The sequence below is a fragment of the Streptomyces sp. MK7 genome (assembly GCF_032658145.1).
GTDB lineage: Bacteria > Actinomycetota > Actinomycetes > Streptomycetales > Streptomycetaceae > Streptomyces > Streptomyces spiralis.
Map to the genome: position 1 here is coordinate 1 of NZ_JAVACL010000083.1, position 16,227 is coordinate 16,227.

General features: G+C 72.6%; 14 protein-coding genes. 6 read left to right on the forward strand and 8 right to left on the reverse strand.

The window, feature by feature from the left end; translation table 11 throughout:
- Positions 1 to 140: 140 nt before the first annotated feature.
- The 7 genes from R2S09_RS38735 to R2S09_RS38765 form a co-directional block, all read right to left on the reverse strand.
- A complete protein-coding gene (locus tag R2S09_RS38735) occupies positions 141 to 1,832 on the reverse strand; it encodes an ABC transporter ATP-binding protein (RefSeq protein WP_316745900.1) in 1,692 nt (563 codons plus the stop codon).
- Positions 1,829 to 2,827: an ABC transporter permease gene (locus tag R2S09_RS38740; protein WP_316745902.1), complete on the reverse strand. Its 999-nt coding sequence runs from the start codon at positions 2,825 to 2,827 to the stop codon at positions 1,829 to 1,831. The genes R2S09_RS38735 and R2S09_RS38740 overlap by 4 nt, the downstream gene beginning before the upstream one ends.
- Positions 2,824 to 3,837: an ABC transporter permease gene (locus R2S09_RS38745; RefSeq protein WP_316745904.1), complete on the reverse strand. Its 1,014-nt coding sequence runs from the start codon at positions 3,835 to 3,837 to the stop codon at positions 2,824 to 2,826. Before R2S09_RS38745 ends, R2S09_RS38740 begins: the two co-directional genes overlap by 4 nt.
- 4 nt (positions 3,838 to 3,841) lie before the next feature.
- Entirely contained in the window at positions 3,842 to 5,560 is a 1,719-nt protein-coding gene (locus tag R2S09_RS38750) for an ABC transporter substrate-binding protein (protein WP_316745906.1), read from the reverse strand.
- Positions 5,561 to 5,739: 179 nt separating this feature from the next.
- Positions 5,740 to 5,832 (reverse strand): Ms4533A family Cys-rich leader peptide, encoded by a 93-nt coding sequence (locus tag R2S09_RS38755; protein WP_316745908.1) that lies wholly within the window; start codon positions 5,830 to 5,832, stop codon positions 5,740 to 5,742.
- 56 nt (positions 5,833 to 5,888) lie between these two features.
- On the reverse strand, positions 5,889 to 7,253 hold the full coding sequence (locus R2S09_RS38760) for a DUF3152 domain-containing protein (RefSeq protein ID WP_316745919.1): 1,365 nt from the start codon (positions 7,251 to 7,253) through the stop codon (positions 5,889 to 5,891).
- A 608-nt stretch (positions 7,254 to 7,861) separates the two neighbouring features.
- Positions 7,862 to 8,992 carry an alpha/beta hydrolase gene (locus R2S09_RS38765; RefSeq protein ID WP_316745910.1) on the reverse strand — a complete coding sequence of 377 codons (1,131 nt, stop codon included), beginning with the start codon at positions 8,990 to 8,992 and terminating at the stop codon, positions 7,862 to 7,864.
- 199 nt (positions 8,993 to 9,191) lie between these two features.
- Here R2S09_RS38765 and R2S09_RS38770 point away from each other — a divergent pair, with 199 nt between their 5' ends.
- The 4 genes from R2S09_RS38770 (at position 9,192) to R2S09_RS38785 (ending at position 11,201) form a co-directional block, all read left to right on the forward strand.
- Positions 9,192 to 9,413 (forward strand): hypothetical protein, encoded by a 222-nt coding sequence (locus R2S09_RS38770; RefSeq protein WP_306190488.1) that lies wholly within the window; start codon positions 9,192 to 9,194, stop codon positions 9,411 to 9,413.
- A 210-nt stretch (positions 9,414 to 9,623) separates the two neighbouring features.
- A complete protein-coding gene (locus R2S09_RS38775; protein WP_306190487.1) occupies positions 9,624 to 10,274 on the forward strand; it encodes a TetR/AcrR family transcriptional regulator in 651 nt (216 codons plus the stop codon).
- A gap of 237 nt (positions 10,275 to 10,511) precedes the next feature.
- Positions 10,512 to 10,739, forward strand: coding sequence for a DUF3107 domain-containing protein (locus R2S09_RS38780; protein ID WP_030176223.1), 228 nt, complete (start codon positions 10,512 to 10,514; stop codon positions 10,737 to 10,739).
- 192 nt (positions 10,740 to 10,931) lie between these two features.
- Entirely contained in the window at positions 10,932 to 11,201 is a 270-nt protein-coding gene (locus tag R2S09_RS38785) for a hypothetical protein (RefSeq protein ID WP_316745914.1), read from the forward strand.
- A gap of 76 nt (positions 11,202 to 11,277) precedes the next feature.
- Here R2S09_RS38785 and R2S09_RS38790 read toward each other — a convergent pair whose 3' ends face one another.
- A complete protein-coding gene (locus R2S09_RS38790) occupies positions 11,278 to 12,024 on the reverse strand; it encodes a ferritin-like fold-containing protein (RefSeq protein ID WP_030176225.1) in 747 nt (248 codons plus the stop codon).
- 506 nt (positions 12,025 to 12,530) lie between these two features.
- Between R2S09_RS38790 and R2S09_RS38795 the strand changes: the two genes are divergently transcribed.
- Positions 12,531 to 15,053 carry a DEAD/DEAH box helicase gene (locus tag R2S09_RS38795; RefSeq protein WP_399145648.1) on the forward strand — a complete coding sequence of 841 codons (2,523 nt, stop codon included), beginning with the start codon at positions 12,531 to 12,533 and terminating at the stop codon, positions 15,051 to 15,053.
- Between the two features lie 129 nt (positions 15,054 to 15,182).
- Entirely contained in the window at positions 15,183 to 16,088 is a 906-nt protein-coding gene (locus R2S09_RS38800) for an alpha/beta hydrolase (protein WP_316745918.1), read from the forward strand.
- Positions 16,089 to 16,227 lie beyond the last annotated feature (139 nt).

Below are 16,227 nucleotides of genomic sequence, written 5' to 3' on the forward strand. Positions count from 1 at the left end.
CACTGGCCATGCCCGGGGGCCCGCGGGGGGGTGCGCGGCGGGGGGGGGGCCCCCCCCCCCCACCAAAAGGGGTGAACGGTCGTAACTTTCCCGTGCGGGTAGCGTTCCGTCGCGCTAGGAGATCATTCGGACACGTGACGTCATGCCGGGGCCAGCTCCCGTCGCGCGGCCCGGCGGCGGGCGGCGACCTCGGGATCGAGCGCCGGTACGGCGGCCAGGAGCTGCCTGGTGTAGAGCTCCCGCGGCGATGTGTAGACCTCGTCGGACGGGCCCTCCTCGACGATCCGGCCACCGCGCATCACCGCGACCCGGTCGCTGACCTGGCGCACCACGGCGAGGTCGTGGGCGACGAAGACCAGTGCGATCCCGAGTTCGCGCTGCAGCTCGCCGAGCAGGGCGATCACCTGCGCCTGCGTGGTGACGTCGAGCGCGGAGACGGGTTCGTCGCACACGATCACGCGCGGATCCGCCGCGAGCGCCCGTGCGATGCCCACGCGCTGGCGCTGTCCGCCGCTGAACTCGTGCGGATAGCGGTCGTAGTGCGCTCCTTCGAGCCCCACGCGCTCCAGCAGTTCCTTCACACGCCCCCGGATGCGCTCCTCGTCACGGTCCCCCCGCGCACGGAGGGGGTCGGCGATGGACTCGCCCACGCCGCGGCGCGGGTTGAGGGATGAGACGGGGTCCTGGAAGACCATCTGGACGGCCGGATGGACGCCGCTGTGCCGGCGTCCTTCGTAACGGATCTCCCCGGAAGTCGGCTCCAGCAGTCCGACGAGCATGCGGCCGAGGGTCGTCTTGCCGCTGCCGCTCTCCCCCACGACCCCCAGGGTCTCGCCGCGGTGGACGGCCAGCGAGACGCCGTCCACGGCCGTCAGCGCCCGCTTGCCGCGTCCGAACACGCGCCGGAGGCCGGTCGCCTCCAGCACGACTTCGGCGGTCGCCCCGCCGGACGGGTCACCGGATCTCTCACCCGACCTGCCCTCTGACGCGCCGTCGGACATGCCGCCTGACGTGTCGCCTGACGTATCGCCTGACGCGTCGGCGAATACGGTGCGCGGGGCGTCCACGCGGGGGACGGCGCCGAGCAGTTCGCGGGTGTACGCCTGCGCGGGCGCACCCAGGACCCTGCCCACCGGCCCGTGCTCGACGGCGCGGCCGTGCCGCATGACCAGCACCTCGTCGACGCTCTCGGCGGCGACGCCCACATCGTGGGTGACGAGCAGCAGGCCCGTGCCCGTCTCCTCGCGCAGGGTGTGCAGCAGGTCGAGGATCTGGGCCTGGACGGTGACGTCGAGGGCGGTGGTCGGCTCGTCGGCGATCAGCAGGGCCGGCTCGCAGGCGAGGGCCATGGCGATGAGGGCGCGCTGGCGCATGCCGCCGCTGAACTCGTGGGGGCGGGAGCGCGATCTGCGCGCCGCGTCGGGAATGCCCACCCGTTCCAGCACCTCGACGGCACGCGCGCGTGCCGCCCGTCGCGACGCGCGCGTGTGCACGCGGTACACCTCGGCGATCTGGTCGCCGATCGCGTAGTACGGGTCGAGGGAGGACAACGGGTCCTGGAAGACCATGGCGGCCCTCGCGCCGCGCAGCCGCCGCAGCTCCTCGTCCGAGGCCTCCTGCACGTCGGTGCCGGCGACCCGGACCGAGCCGCCCACCCGTGCCCCGGTGCCCCGGTGCAGTCCCAGCAGGGCGCCGGCGACGGTGGACTTGCCGGAACCGGACTCGCCGACGAGGGCCAGGGCCGCGCCCTCGTCCAGCCGGAAGGAGAGCCCGTCCACGGCCCTCAGGGCGCCGAACTCGACGGTGAGGTCCTTGACTTCGACCAGGCTCATGCGAGTACCACCCGTCGGTCGGCCACCGCGTACAGGACGTCCGCGACGGCGTTGGCGATGACGACGAAGAAGCCGACGACCAGGACCATGCCGACGACCACCGGCAGGTCGACGACCTTCACCGCGTGCACCAGCTCCTGGCCGATGCCCGGCAGGCCGAACAGGGTCTCGGTGAGGACCGCGCCGCCGACGGCCGAGCCGACGTTGTTGGCGTTCAGCGCGATGACGGGAGCCAGCGCGCCGCGCAGGGCGTGCCGTCCGACGATCGCGCGCTCGCCCACGCCGTACGCCCGGAAGGTGCGTATGTGGTCCTCGGCGAGCGTCTCCAGCATCGCCGCCCGGGTGAGCCGGGCGAACGCGGCGGCCTCGATCAGGGCGAGCGACAGCCAGGGCAGCAGCAGGTTCCACGCCCACTGCTCGGGATCGTCGGTGAACTTCACGTACTCCGGGAAGGGCAGCAGCTGGAGTTCGCCGCAGACGACGATCATCAGGACGAGACCGAGTACGAAGACGGGTGTCGCCCAGCCGGCGAGCGTGACGACGGTCAGCACCCGCTCGGAGAGCCGTCCGCGCCGCCACGCCGACAGCACGCCGGTGCCCACGCCGAGGAGGAGCCACAGCACCATGGCGCCGAGGACCAGCGACAGGCTGACCGGCAGCTTGGTCAGGATGATGTCCAGGACCTGCTGGTCGCTCTGGTACGACAGCCCCAGGCAGGGTGCGGCGCAGTGCTCGAGGGAGGTACCCGTGGAGAAGTCCTGGCCTGCGAAGAGGCCTTCCAGGAAGTGCCAGTAGCGCAGGTACAGCGGGTCCCCGAGCCTCAGTTGCCCGGCGACCTGGTGCACCTGTTCCGGTGAGCAGCGCGGGCCGCAGGTGATCTGCGCGACGTTGCCCGGGGTGGCGTAGAAGACGACGTAGACGAGCACCGAGATGGCGAACAGGGTGACCACCGCGCCCACGGCGCGGCGCAGCACGAAACCGCCGAAGCCGCTCATGCGGATGCCTCCTTGTCGCTGACCAGGGCCTTGTCCTTGCGGCCGGTGCCGATGCGCAGGCGGGAGGCCGCGCGCGGGTCGAGGGCGGTGCGCACGCCGTCGCCGAGGACGGTGAGGGCGAGGACGGTGACGAACAGGGCTCCGGCCGGCAGCAGCAGGTACTGCGGCGCCGCCTGGTACCAGACGTCGGCGGCGGTGAGCATCTGCCCCCAGGACGGCGTCGGCGGCTTCACGCCGACGCCGAGGAAGGACAGGGCCGCCTCGGCGGAGATGTTCGTGGGCACCAGCAGCGCGGCATAGGTGATGACGGGCGCGGCGAGTCCGGGCAGCAGTTCGCGCCGGGCGATCCGCCCGATGCCCCAGCCACTGAGCCGTGCGGCGGAGACGTAGTCGAGCCCCTTGAGGGCGAGGGTCTGCGCTCGCACGATCTTCGCGATGTTGCCCCAGGCGATCAGGCCGATGACGAGCGTGACCAGGACGGGCCGGGGGAAGCTCGACGGCACGATCGCGAGCAGGGCCAACGACATGATCATCAACGGCAGGGCGACGAAGATGTCCGTTGCGCGGCTCAGCAGTTGATCGACCCATCGATTGCCGAGGGCGGAGGCCACGCCGACCACGACACCGATGGCGACCTGGATCACGGTCGCCGCCAGCGCCACACCCAGCGACACCCGGGCCCCGTAGACGAGCCGTGCGAACAGGTCGCGCCCGGTCTGGGGCTCGACGCCCAGCCAGTGGTCGGCGCTGATGCCGCCCAACGACCCGACCGGCACGCCCCCGCGCGCGGAGTCGACCAGGGACGGGTGGTAGGTGGTCGGGTCCTGTCCTTCCAGGGCCGTGAGCAGCGGCGCGGCGAGCGCGACCAGGACCAGCAGGGCGACGACGGCCGCCGCGACGAGGGCGGCGCGCTGCGCGCGCAGCCGCCGCCAGAACTGACGAGCCCCCGAGGCCGCCGGGACGGGTGTGTCCGTCCCGGCGCCCCGGGAGGCGGCAAGTGCCTGACTCACGGGGTCACTTCACCGCGACCTGGGAGATGTCCAGCACGCCGGTCCAGTCGCTGATCACGATGTTCTTGACGTCCTTGCCGTACAGGCGCTTGTAGACGGGGTGGAACAGCGGCACGACGAGGGCCTGCTCGCCGATCTTCTTGTCCAGCGCACCCCACCGCTGGGCGGCGGCGTCAAGATCGGTCAACTTGTTGATCGCGTCAATCTCGTTGTTGACGGACTTGTCGTTCAGCAAGCCGGTGTTGAAGTTCGCGCCGTTCTTGACGATCTGCCGGCCGTCGAAGATCGGGGCCAGGAAGGGGCCGCCGGAGGGCCAGTCGGCGCCCCAGTGGGCGAGGAAGAAGCCCGGCTCGGTCTTCACGTTGTGGATCTTGTCGGAGTAATCGTTGTCCTCCAGGCCCTGGAGCTTGACCGTGACCCCGGCCTTCTTGAGCGCGTCCTGGATCGCGGTCGCGATCTCCGGGCTGGTCTCGAAGTCCTTGCTGTTGGAGTGGGTCAGCGTGATGGTGAGTCCGTTGCCGTAGCCGGCCTGCTTCAGCAGTTCCCGGGCCTTCGCCGGGTCGCCCGCCTTCCCTGCCGGGAAGAGGTCGTAGGGCGTGTAGCCGAAGGACTTCTGGTTCGGCAGGAAGGTGGTCGCGGGCTCGGCCAGCGCGGAGCCGCCCGCCGCGTTGACGACCGATGACCGGTCGATGGCGTACGAGATCGCCTGCCGCACCTTGACGTTGTCGAACGGCTTGACCGAGGGGTTGAACGCTATGTAGTTCGTGTAGCCGAAGTGGCCGGTGCCCACGCGCGCGGCCAGCTCCTTGTCGCCCGTCACCTTGGCGAGTTCGGCCGGGCCGAGGTTGGTGTCCGTGGTGACCGCGGCGGCGTCCGCCCCCTGGGACGCGGACAGCCGCTGGTTGATCACCGAGGAGTCGAGCCCGGACCGCACGTCGATCCTGTCGGGGTAGGCCTTGCGCTCGGAGTCCGTGACGGCCGACCAGTGGGGGTTGCGCTCCAGGACGAGGTGCTCACCGTCGTTCTCGTTCTTCACGACCTTGTAGGGGCCGGACGAGACCGGGTGCTCCTCGTACTTGGTGCCGGTGTCCTTGCTCTTCGGCACCGGCGTGAACTGCGTCTGGGTGGCGAGGTACGGGAACTCACCCTCGGGCTTGTTCAGGTGGAAGACGATGGTCCGGCTGTCGGGCGTCTCGATCGCGTCGAGGCCCTTCTTGTCCTTGTACGGCCCCTGGTAGTCGGCCGCGCCGACCAGCCAGTCCCGCAGGTAGGGGGCGCCGCCGGAGAGCTCGGGGGCGAAGGAACGCTCGATGCCGTACTTGATGTCGGCCGAGGTGATCGGCGTCCCGTCCTCGTACGTCAGACCCTTCTTCAGGGTGTACGTCCACACGGTCGCGTCCTTGCTGGGGCGCCCGGTGTCGGTGGCGAGGTCCGGGACGACCTTCGCGCCGGCGGCCCCGTTCTCGCGGTTGCGGGTGGTGAGCGTACGGAAGACGAGGGAGGGGACGTTGCCGCCGCCGGAGGTGTACAGGCGCGCGGGGTCGAAGTCCTGCTGCGGCTGCGCGTTGAGGACGCTGAGGGTGCCGCCCTTGTGGGGCTGCGAGTCACCGCCGGCGGCCTTGGCATCGCTGTCCTTCGGCCCGCAGGCGGCGACGCCCGCTGCCACGACGAGGGTGACGGATGCCGCGGCCACGCGGCGGGCGGTGACGGACGGTTGGCGCATCGGAATGGCGACCTCTCCAGAGGACTCGTCTCACTGCGTCTCGGATCGCGAGACAGGATGACGAGGGGTGAGACAGAAGTGAACGGACGTCTGCCCGGCACCGGGTCGTCGAAAAACCGGATCACCGCGACCAGGTCACGGAGAGGATGAAGTTCGCGACGCGCGCCTGAGGGCGGGCGTCAGCAACAGTGAATGTCCGCCACGCAGAGCAGGGTCACGCCGATCAGCGCCAGCTCGATGGCAGCGCGGGCGGAAGTGTGACGGGACGACATGCTCAGAAATATGTATGAACTTTTCGCGCGTGTCAACGTGACCTGTGTGTCTTGCGTCAACTCCCGGGATACGGCCAGGGGTTGGGCAGGCAGTGGATTCCGTCGTGGTCCAGGAACTTCGTCTGCTGCTGCATGACCGGTGCGAGCGCGCCGTCCCTGTCGCAGGTGACGTGGCCGTGACCGAGCCGGTGGCCGACCTCGTGGTTGATCAGCATCTGCCGGTAGGCGTAGATCTTGTCGCCGTAGGTCTTCGAGCCCTGGGCCCACCGGTAGGCGTTGATCATCACGCGCTCGGTGGCGGCGGAGTCGCAGGAGACGTTGTCCTCGGTGGTGTCCAGGCCGGACTTGGCGCACCAGACGGCGGTGGTGCCGGGGCTGGCGAGCGTGATCACGAAGTCGGCCCGGCCGGACGAGACACGCTCGAAGGTACGGGCGCCGTTGTGGGCCCAGCTGCGGTCGTCGTTGAGCGTCTTCTGCACGGCCTCGGCGAAGAGCGCGCCGTCGAGGCCCAGGCCCTCCTCCACGTCGACCCGGTAGGTGTACTTCCGGCCCTTGCCGGGCGCCTTGGCGAAGCCCGGCACCGCCTCGAACCTGCCCGTGCCCTTGAGGGTGGGGCTGAGTGCGTACTTCGCGTTCATCTTCTGGCCGTACGTCAGCGTCGGCGCGGCGGCCGACACGGACGGGGCCGCCTGCTGGTCCGTACCCGCGTCGTCGCGGGCGTCGCGGGCCTGGTCGGTGGCGGACTTCGATTCCGCGCCGGTGCCGGCGTGCCCGTCCGCGACCTGCCCGGCGACGATGACGGCGAGCACGGTGGTGACGGCGGCGGCCGCTATACCGGTGAACGTCCGCCCCTTGTTGCCGCCGCCGAGCGCGGGAGCGCCGGTGGGAGGTGCGCTGTCCTCGTCGGTGCCGGCCCCGGCGTCGTGCCCTGCCGTGGCGTCCGTGGAGTCTGTGGAGGCCGGGGGGACCGGGGCCACCGGAGCGCCGGGGGCGGCAGCGGCCGCCGGACCGGCCGAGAGGTGCGTCCCCGCCCCGTCGCGGGGCCGGGGCGCGAAGACGTCGTCGACGCCGTCGCTGTCGTCGAAGGCGTCGAGATATTCCTGGCGCGGTCCCCCCTCGGGTGCCCGCCGCTGCCGGGGGATGGGTACACCGGGGCGGCCGGCCATGCCCGCTGGAGCACCGGGACCGGCCGAGGCGCCGAAGCCGGGCGCCCCTGTCCGCCCCGGCACCCTGCCGGCCGCTCCGCCGGTAAGCGGCCCCGGCTCTCCCCAGCCCCCGCCGCCTTCACGCTGCTCCGGATGACCGCCCCGGGCCCGCGGCACACCGTGGGCCGGGGTGCCGTCGGGGAGCCGCGGGACACCGTGGGCGGGCGTGCCGTCGGGGAACCGGGGAACACCATGGGCGGGCGGGCCGTCAGGCAGGCGCGGGGCGCCGTGAGCAGGTGCGCCGCCGGGGAAGCGGGGGACCCCATGCGCGGGTGTCCCGTCGGGGAAGCGGGGGACGCCGTGCGCCGGTGTCCCGTCGGGGAAGCGGGGGACGCCCTGCGGGGGTGCCCCACCGGACAGGCGCGGACCTCCCTGGGCGGGAGCGCCGTCGGGCAGCCGCGGGACTCCTCGCGCGGGCGTTCCATCCGGTAGGCGCGGGACCCCATGGGCGGGCGTGCCGTGGGGGAAGCGGGGTGCCCCGGAAGTGAAGCCGGTTGGTGCGCCCGGGGCGGCGGCCGAGGGCCCCTCGGGGACGCCATATGCCTCATATGTCTCGTACGCCGAGACGCCACCCGTCAGCCGCTGTCCCGGCCCCGGACCGGAACCCGGCCACCGCGCGGGCGGCACCCTGCCCGGACCCGAAACCGCACCCGGGCCCGCGCTCGGCCCCGGACCCGGTCCCGGTCGCCCCTCGGGGGCCGTGCCCTGCCCCGGTACAGAGATCGTTCCCGGGCGGCCTCGACCGCCGTCCGGAGTTGCGGCTGTGTCCGCGGTGTCGCCCTTCGGGGCCGGTCCGCGACGGCTGTGGCGTCCCACCTGCTCCCTCAGCCCCCCATGCTCACGCCGGAAGGCCCGTCATCGGCCCCCGCGCCGTCCGAGCCGGCACGCTCTCCCACCGGACCCACCGATGCCTCCTCCGCGTCCACCTGTCTCACCGGCCCTTCCCCCGCGCCCGCCCCTCTCGGCGCAGCCTCCCCCGCGTCCGCCCCTCTCGGCGGAGTCTCCCCCGTGTCGGCGAGCAGCTCCCGGAAGGCCGTGGCCACCGTCTCCGGGTACTCCATCATGGCCACATGGCCCGCGTCCGGCAGGGTGAGGAGGCGGGAGTCGCGGAAGGCCCGGGCGGCGCGCTGGGCCATGCGGTAGCCGACGAGCTGGTCCCGGCCGCCGTAGACCAGCAGAGTGGGCGCGAGGACGCGCTCGGCCTGGCGCCACAGTCCGTGCTGGCCGCCCAGCGTGTACGCGTCCACGATCCCGCGCGCGGAGCGCGCCATGGCGTCCCAGAAGTACGGAAGCCGCAGCCGGCGTTCCATCTCCTCCACCGCGTTGCGGAATCCCTCGGGCGTGACCCGCCCCGGGTCGCCGTAGCAGAGGGCCATCACTCCGCGGACCCGCTGCTCCGCCGTCCACTCCCGGGTGAGCCGGGTGAAGAGGGCGGACACACCGGGCACCGCGAGCAGCCCGGTCGGCACGGCGGTGCGCTGCACCCGCAGCTCGGGCAGCGCGGGCGAGACCAGCGTCAGTGTCCGGACGAGGTCCGGGCGCAGCGCGGCGACGCGTGTGGAGACGGCTCCGCCGAGCGAGTTGCCGAGCAGATGGACCGGGCCGCGGTCGGAGGCGTCCAGAAAGCGGATGACCGCGCGCGCGTGGGCGGTGACCGAGTAGTTGCCGTCGTCCGGCGGCGGGGAGTCCCCGAAGCCCGGCAGGTCGATCGCCTCGCCGTCGACGACGTCCTGCAGCTGCGACATCAGCGCCGACCAGTTCTGCGAGGAGCCGCCGAGCCCGTGGACGTACAGCGCGGGCGGCAGGCAATTCCGGGCGGGCGGCCTGGAGCGCACCGTGAGGGTGATCCCCGACAGCCCGACCGATCGCAGTCGCTCGCCCTCCTCGACCCTGACGGGTGCCACCCTGGGAAGAACGTTGGCGGGCGGCACGGAGGGCAGCTCGGTCGAAGACATGCGGCAATGTTACGAGACGATCACGTACCGGCTCATGTGTTCGCCGTCACAGATCGGGCGCATTCGGAGCTGTGTTCGGAGCGGTATTCGGGCCCCGGACCGCATGGCGTCCACATCGGGTGTCTCCTACGCTCGTACAGAGGGCACCCGCATGCAGCCCCTGTTTCTTCCGGGGACACTCACAAGAAGGGAGCCCGGCATGGCAGTCGACCCCACCGATCCCGAGACGTTCGAGAACGAGGAGGAGAACGTCCCGGAGATCGACGTCGAGGCCCCGGAGGGCGACATCGCCGAGCAGCAGGCGGAGCTCGCGCAGGAACGCGACGAACCGCTGACGCGCGTGGAACCCGACCGGGCGAACGAGGCCGACCTCGTCGAGCAGGCGCGGGTCGTGTCCCTCGACGAGGACGACTACCGCTGACGGCCGACCCACCGCTGAACGGCCCGGCCACCACCACTGAGCAGCGGTGGAGCGCAGTTGTGCCCTAACTGAACCCGTTCGAAACCTTTGGATCGGTTTCTTCACCGTCCGGTACGTGAAATTCTGCGCTCGCACCGCGCACAGTACGGTTACCGAAAAGTACGATGGCGGCGCGGCGCACACCGCACAGGGACGATTTTGGGAGGCGGCGTGACAGCCATCGAGCAGACAGAGGCGGCACGCCCGCGAGGCACGCGCCTGCCGCGCCGTGCCCGACGGAACCAGCTGCTGGGCGCCGCCCAGGAAGTCTTCGTGGCGCAGGGCTACCACGCGGCGGCCATGGACGACATCGCCGAGCGCGCCGGCGTCAGCAAGCCGGTGCTCTACCAGCACTTCCCGGGCAAGCTCGACCTCTACCTCGCGCTGCTGGACCAGCACTGCGAGTCGCTCATCCAGGCCGTGCGCAACGCGCTGGCGTCGACGACGGACAACAAGCAGCGCGTGCGGGCCACGATGGACGCCTACTTCGCGTACGTCGAGGACGACGGCGGAGCCTTCCGGCTGGTCTTCGAGTCGGACCTGACGAACGAGCCCGCGGTGCGCGAGCGCGTCGACAAGGTGACGATCGAGTGCGCAGAGGCGATCTGCGACGTCATCGCGGAGGACACCGGCCTCTCGCGCGCCGAGTCGATGCTGCTCGCCTCGGGCCTGGGCGGCCTCGCCCAGGTGGTGGCCCGCTCGTGGCTGCACAGCGACCGCAGCGTCCCGCGCGACCAGGCGGTCCAGCTGCTGACGTCCCTGGCATGGCGCGGCATCGCGGGCTTCCCGCTGCACGGCACCGAACAGCAGCAGCAACACTGAGCCTGCCTGCCGGACCGGCAGGCGGATCGGCGGGGCGGACCGACCGGTGGGGCCGACCGGCGGGGCGGGGCGGACCGGCGGGAATGTTCCGGGCCGTGTACCCGTCGGGTTTGTTCCCGTCGGCTGTTCGCTCCTGGCGTGCCGGGGCGCGGCGTGCGGATCCCCTCACCGGGCTAATGTGTGCTGGGTACGGCGCGGAAGGCCGCGCACTTCACTGACCGTCGGAGGGACATAGCCGTGGAGGTCAAGATCGGCGTGCAGCACGCGCCCCGCGAGATCGTTCTGGAGAGCGGCCAGAGTCCCGAGGAGGTCGAGCGGGCGGTCGCCGAGGCGCTGGCCGGCAAGTCGCAGCTGCTGACCCTCGTGGACGAGCACGGCCGCAAGGTGCTGATCCCGGCCGAGCGTCTGGCGTACGTCGAGCTGGGCGAGCCGTCGCCGCGCAAGGTGGGCTTCGGCGCGCTGTAGTCACGCAGGACGAGAAGACGAGCGGGGTCCCGCCGGCCGGTGGTCGGCGGGACCCCGCTCTTTCTGTCGGCTTCTGTCGGCCCTTCACAGCCGGCGCACGAACAGCCCACAGGGGAGGGTTGTATTCCGCAGGTCAGGGGTATGACCGGCTACGACCGAGAGGCACCGGCCGACCGCCTGGGAGGGACCCTCATGTTCTTGGAAACGTTCGGCTCCGCCGTGCTCGGTCTGCTGCTCGGCTGGGCCGCGCTCCACCGGCTGTCCCACCGGCTGCCGTCCCGCCTGCTGGTGCTGTCGACCGCCGTCGCGGGCGCGCTGTTCGGTGGGTTCGTCACCCACAGCGCGCTGGGCTCCGGCGGCATCCTCCTGAACCTGCTGGGCGCTGCGGTCGTCTCCGCCGCCTCCCTGTCCCTGCTGCTGCGCCCGGCCGGCCGCCTGCGCCGACGATCCCTGACGGCGTAGCCGCCGAGGACCGCCGGGAACTCGGGCACCCGAACCAGGACGCGGGAACTCGGGCGCAAGACTCAGGAGCAGGAGCTCACGCCGCCAGGCCCAGCGCGGCCATCCGCTTGGTGTGGGCCTCGGTGATCCGGGAGAACATCTTGCCGACCTCGGCGAGGTCGAAGCCGTCCGCGACGCCGCCGACGAGCATCGTGGACAGTGCGTCCCGGTCGGCCACGACCCGCTGGGACTGCGACAGTGCCTCACCCATCAGGCGGCGCGCCCACAGCGCGAGCCGGCCGCCCACGCGCGGGTCCGCCTCGATCGCCGCGCGCACCTTCTCCACCGCGAACCCGGCGTGCCCGGTGTCGTCGAGGACGGCGAGGACCAGCTCGCGCGTGTCGGAGTCCAGACGGACGGCGACCTCGCGGTAGAAGTCGCTCGCGATCGAGTCACCGACGTACGCCTTGACGAGCCCTTCCAGCCAGTCCGAGGGCGCCGTCTGCTTGTGGAAGCCGTCGAGCGCGGCGACGAACGGGTCCATCGCGGCGGTCGGTTCCTCCCCGATCTCCGTGAGCCGGTCGCGCAGCCGCTCGAAGTGGTGGAACTCGGCCGACGCCATCTTCGCCAGCTCGGCCTTGTCCGCGAGGGTGGGCGCCAGCTTGGCGTCCTCCGCGAGCCGCTCGAACGCCGCGAGCTCCCCGTACGCGAGAGCCCCGAGCAGGTCGACGACCGCGGCGCGGTACTGCGGGTCGGCGGCGGCCGTCGCCCAGTCCTGGGCGGCGATCCCGGTGCGTTCGGCGGGTGCGTCGGCGGCGTTCTCAGGCTTGTCAGAGCTCGTCATGAAGCGCACAATAGCCCGCTCGCCGCTCCTTCGAAGGACCCGGTCAACCGGTGTGACGACGACTACGTGACCAAATCGGCCATCGCGTGTACACGATTCCGGGGTATGGTGGTAATGCGCCTGCTGGTACGCCGACGTGTTTCGGTGTGCCTCGACAGGCCGCACGCATGAGGATGCCCGGTCGGTGGCCCGATCGGCTCCGACCCGACAGCCCTCCCAGGCCGTACGCCACTGTGCGTACGACGACCGGAGGGACCTCCAAGCGGTACGAGCGCTAGAGCGTCGGCAGAGGTCCCGTGCCATACGGCTTGCCCGAGCGGTATGCCCGTACGGCGGCCGACGTCCCCCAGGCACGGTCACGCGACACGACCCCCGCGCTCGCCTCGCGCCGCGCACACAGAAGAGGCAGCACCCTGACTACGACGTTCCGATCCCTCGGGATCCTCCCCGAGACCGCCGAGGCCCTGGAGGCCGTCGGCATCACCACTCCCTTCCCCATCCAGGAGATGACGCTCCCCGTCGCCCTTTCCGGCACGGACGTCATCGGCCAGGCCAAGACCGGCACCGGCAAGACGCTCGGCTTCGGCCTCCCGCTCCTCGAGCGTGTCACCGTCCCCGCCGACGTCGAGGCCGGACGCGCCCAGCCCGAAGCCCTCACCGACGCCCCGCAGGCGCTCGTCGTCGTCCCCACGCGCGAGCTGTGCACCCAGGTGACCAACGACCTGCTGACCGCGGGCAAGGTGCGCAACGTGCGCGTCACCGCGATCTACGGCGGCCGGGCCTACGAGCCCCAGGTCGAGGCACTGAGGAAGGGCGTCGACGTGGTCGTCGGCACCCCGGGCCGCCTGCTCGACCTCGCCGGCCAGAAGAAGCTGAACCTGAAGCACGTCAAGTGCCTGGTCCTCGACGAGGCCGACGAGATGCTCGACCTGGGCTTCCTGCCCGACGTCGAGAAGATCATCGACATGCTGCCGGCCAAGCGGCAGACGATGCTGTTCTCGGCCACCATGCCGGGCGCGGTCATCGGCCTGGCCCGCCGCTACATGTCGCAGCCCACGCACATCCGCGCCACCGCGCCGGACGACGAGGGCGTGACGGTGGCGAACATCAAGCAGTTCGTCTACCGCGCGCACTCCATGGACAAGCCGGAGATGGTCGCCCGCATGCTGCAGGCCGAGGGCCGCGGCCTCGCGATGGTCTTCTGCCGCACCAAGCGCACCGCGGCCGACATCGCCGAGCAGCTCCAGCGGCGCGGCTTCGCCTCCGGCGCGGTCCACGGCGACCTCGGCCAGGGCGCCCGCGAGCAGGCGCTGCGCGCCTTCCGCAACGGCAAGGTCGACGTCCTCGTCTGCACCGACGTCGCCGCGCGCGGCATCGACGTCGAGGGCGTCACCCACGTCGTCAACTACCAGTCCCCCGAGGACGAGAAGACCTATCTGCACCGCATCGGCCGTACGGGCCGCGCGGGCGCCAAGGGCACGGCGATCACGCTCGTCGACTGGGACGACATCCCGCGCTGGCAGCTGATCAACAAGGCGCTGGAGCTGGACTTCAACGACCCGCCGGAGACGTACTCCACCTCCGCGCACCTGTTCTCCGACCTGAGCATCCCGGAGGGCACCAAGGGTGTCCTGCCGCGCTCGGAGCGCACCCGCGCCGGTCTGGACGCGGAGGAGCTGGAGGACCTCGGCGAGACCGGCGGTCGCGGCGCCCGCGGGCGCGGTGGCCGGGGCGGCCGTGGCGAGGCGCGCCCCGCCGAGCGCGAGCACGAGCGCCCGGCGCGCACCCCGCGCCGCCGGCGCCGCACGCGTGGCGGCGCACCGGTGGACTCCGGTACGGCGGCCTCCGGTACGGCGCCTTCGGGCACGCAGGTCGCGGACGCCCCGTCCGATGCCGCGTCGGCCGGGTCCGCGGCCGGGGACGAGCTCACCACCACCCGCACCCCGCGCCGCCGTCGGCGCACACGCGGCGGCGCACCGGCGCAGCCGGTGGCGCCGGTGGCCTCGGAGGGCACTGCCGAGTCCTCGGCCGCGGAAGCCGCGGTGACGACGGCGGAGGGCCCGGCCCCCGACGCCTCCGAGACCCCGGCGAAGCCGCGCCGTCGCCGCACCCGCAAGTCCGCGGAGCGCACGGTCGAGGCGTCGGCCGGCGCGGCCGAGGCATCGGCCGTCACGGCCGAGACTGCGGTCGCGGTCGAGACTACGGTCGCGGTCGACACCGAGGACACCGAGCCGGCACCGGCCCCGCGCCGCACCCGCAAGAAGGCGGCCGCCACCGCCCGGACCGCGTTGGACACGGCCGAAGGCACGGCGGAGCAGGCCGAGTCGGCGGAACAGGCGGAGGAGCCCAAGCCCCGCCGCCGCACCCGCAAGGCCGCCGAGGCGGCGGTCGACACCGCCGAAGGCGCGACCGAGGCCGAGGCCAAGCCCCGCCGCACCCGCAAGAAGGCCGCCGCCGCGCCCGAAACGACGGTCGACACGGCCGAAGGCGCAACGGCGTCCGAGGCCAAGCCGCGCCGCACCCGGAAGACGGCTGCCACAGCCGAGACGGCGGAGGGCGCCGAGGCGAAGCCGAAGCGCACCCGCAAGGCCGCGGCCACCGCCTCGGAAGCCGCCGCCGGCACCGCCGAGGGCACGGAAGCCAAGCCGCGCCGTACGCGCAAGAAGACGGCTGTCGCGGCCGAGGCGCCGGCGGTCACCGAGGAGGCGGAGGCCAAGCCGCGCCGCCGCACCCGCAAGGCCGCCGAGCCCGTCGCCGCCGAAGCGGCAGTCGACACCGCCGAAGGCGCGACCGAGGCCGAGGCCAAGCCCCGCCGCACCCGGAAGAAGGCCGCCGCGGCCCCCGAGGCGACGACTGCCGTCGTCGACGGTGCCGACGAGGTCAAGCCGCGCCGCCGCACCCGCAAGGCCGCCGAGCCCGTGACCGCGGAGATCCCGGCGCAGGCCACCGGTGAGCCCGAGCCGGAGGCCAAGCCCACGGCGCGGCGCACCCGGAAGGCGGCGGCCTCGGTGGAGTCCGCGGAGGCCTGATCCCACGACACGACGGCCCGGCCCACCTCGTGTGGGACCGGGCCGTCGGCGTCCCGCCGCACGGCGACGCGCCCGTGGCGGAGGCGTTCCGCCTCCGTCCTTCGCCCGCGCGCCCGATAATCTCGCGGCATGAGCAGGCCTCCGACCTTCCGTCCGCCGGCCGGTGCCCGGGCCCACCGGTTGCGCACCGCTCGCGGTGAGTTCGCCGTCGTCGACGCGCCCGTGGCGCCCGGCGCCCAGACGCGGGGCACCGCGCTGCTGCTGCCGGGGTTCACCGGGAGCAAGGAGGACTTCAACCCGCTGCACGAGCCGCTCGCGGCGCGCGGGTACCGGACCGTGGCCGTGGACGGGCGAGGGCAGTTCGAGTCGGACGGGCCGGCGGACGACGAGTCGGCGTACGCACAGGAGGAACTCGCGCGGGACGTCCTCGCACAGGCCGAGGCGCTCGGCACCCGGGTGCATCTGCTCGGGCACTCCCTGGGCGGACAGATCGCCCGCGCGGCCGTGCTGCTCGACCGCTCACCCTTTCTCTCGCTCACCCTCATGGCCTCCGGTCCGGCGCAGATCTCCGCCTCGCAGCGGCAGCGGGTGAAGCTGCTGCGGGACGCGCTGGGTGTGATGACGATGGCCCAGGTGTGGGACGTCATACAGGCGATGGAGCCGCCCGAGGAGACCGACACCGCGCTGGACGCGGGCCTCGATGCCCGGGAGGACCTTCGGCGGCGCTGGCTGGGCAACAAGCCCGCGCAACTCCTCGCCACCGGGCACCAGTTGTGCACCGAGCCGGACCGCGTCGCCGAACTCGCCACGGTCGGGCTGCCGTTCCACGTACTGTCGGGGGCGCGGGACGAGACCTGGCCGCTGCCGCTCCTGGACGACATGGCCGTACGGCTCGGCGCCCGCCGCACGGTCGTCGTGGGCGCCGAGCACTCCCCCAACTGCGACCAGCCGCTCCCCACCGCCCGCGCCCTCGCCGACTTCTGGGACGACGCCACCCGCGGCACGGCCGACACCGAGTCCCCGAACCCGATCTAGTGCCGGGCGTCGCGACGGGGCGAACGTTGCCCGTTGCGGCACTAGCACCGCCCAGCCACCCGGAAGCCGCCCGCAGGAGCCCCTAGGGCGTGTTTCGAAAGTCCCTCCCCCAGCCTTCGGCCGGGAGGTGCCCCCAGGC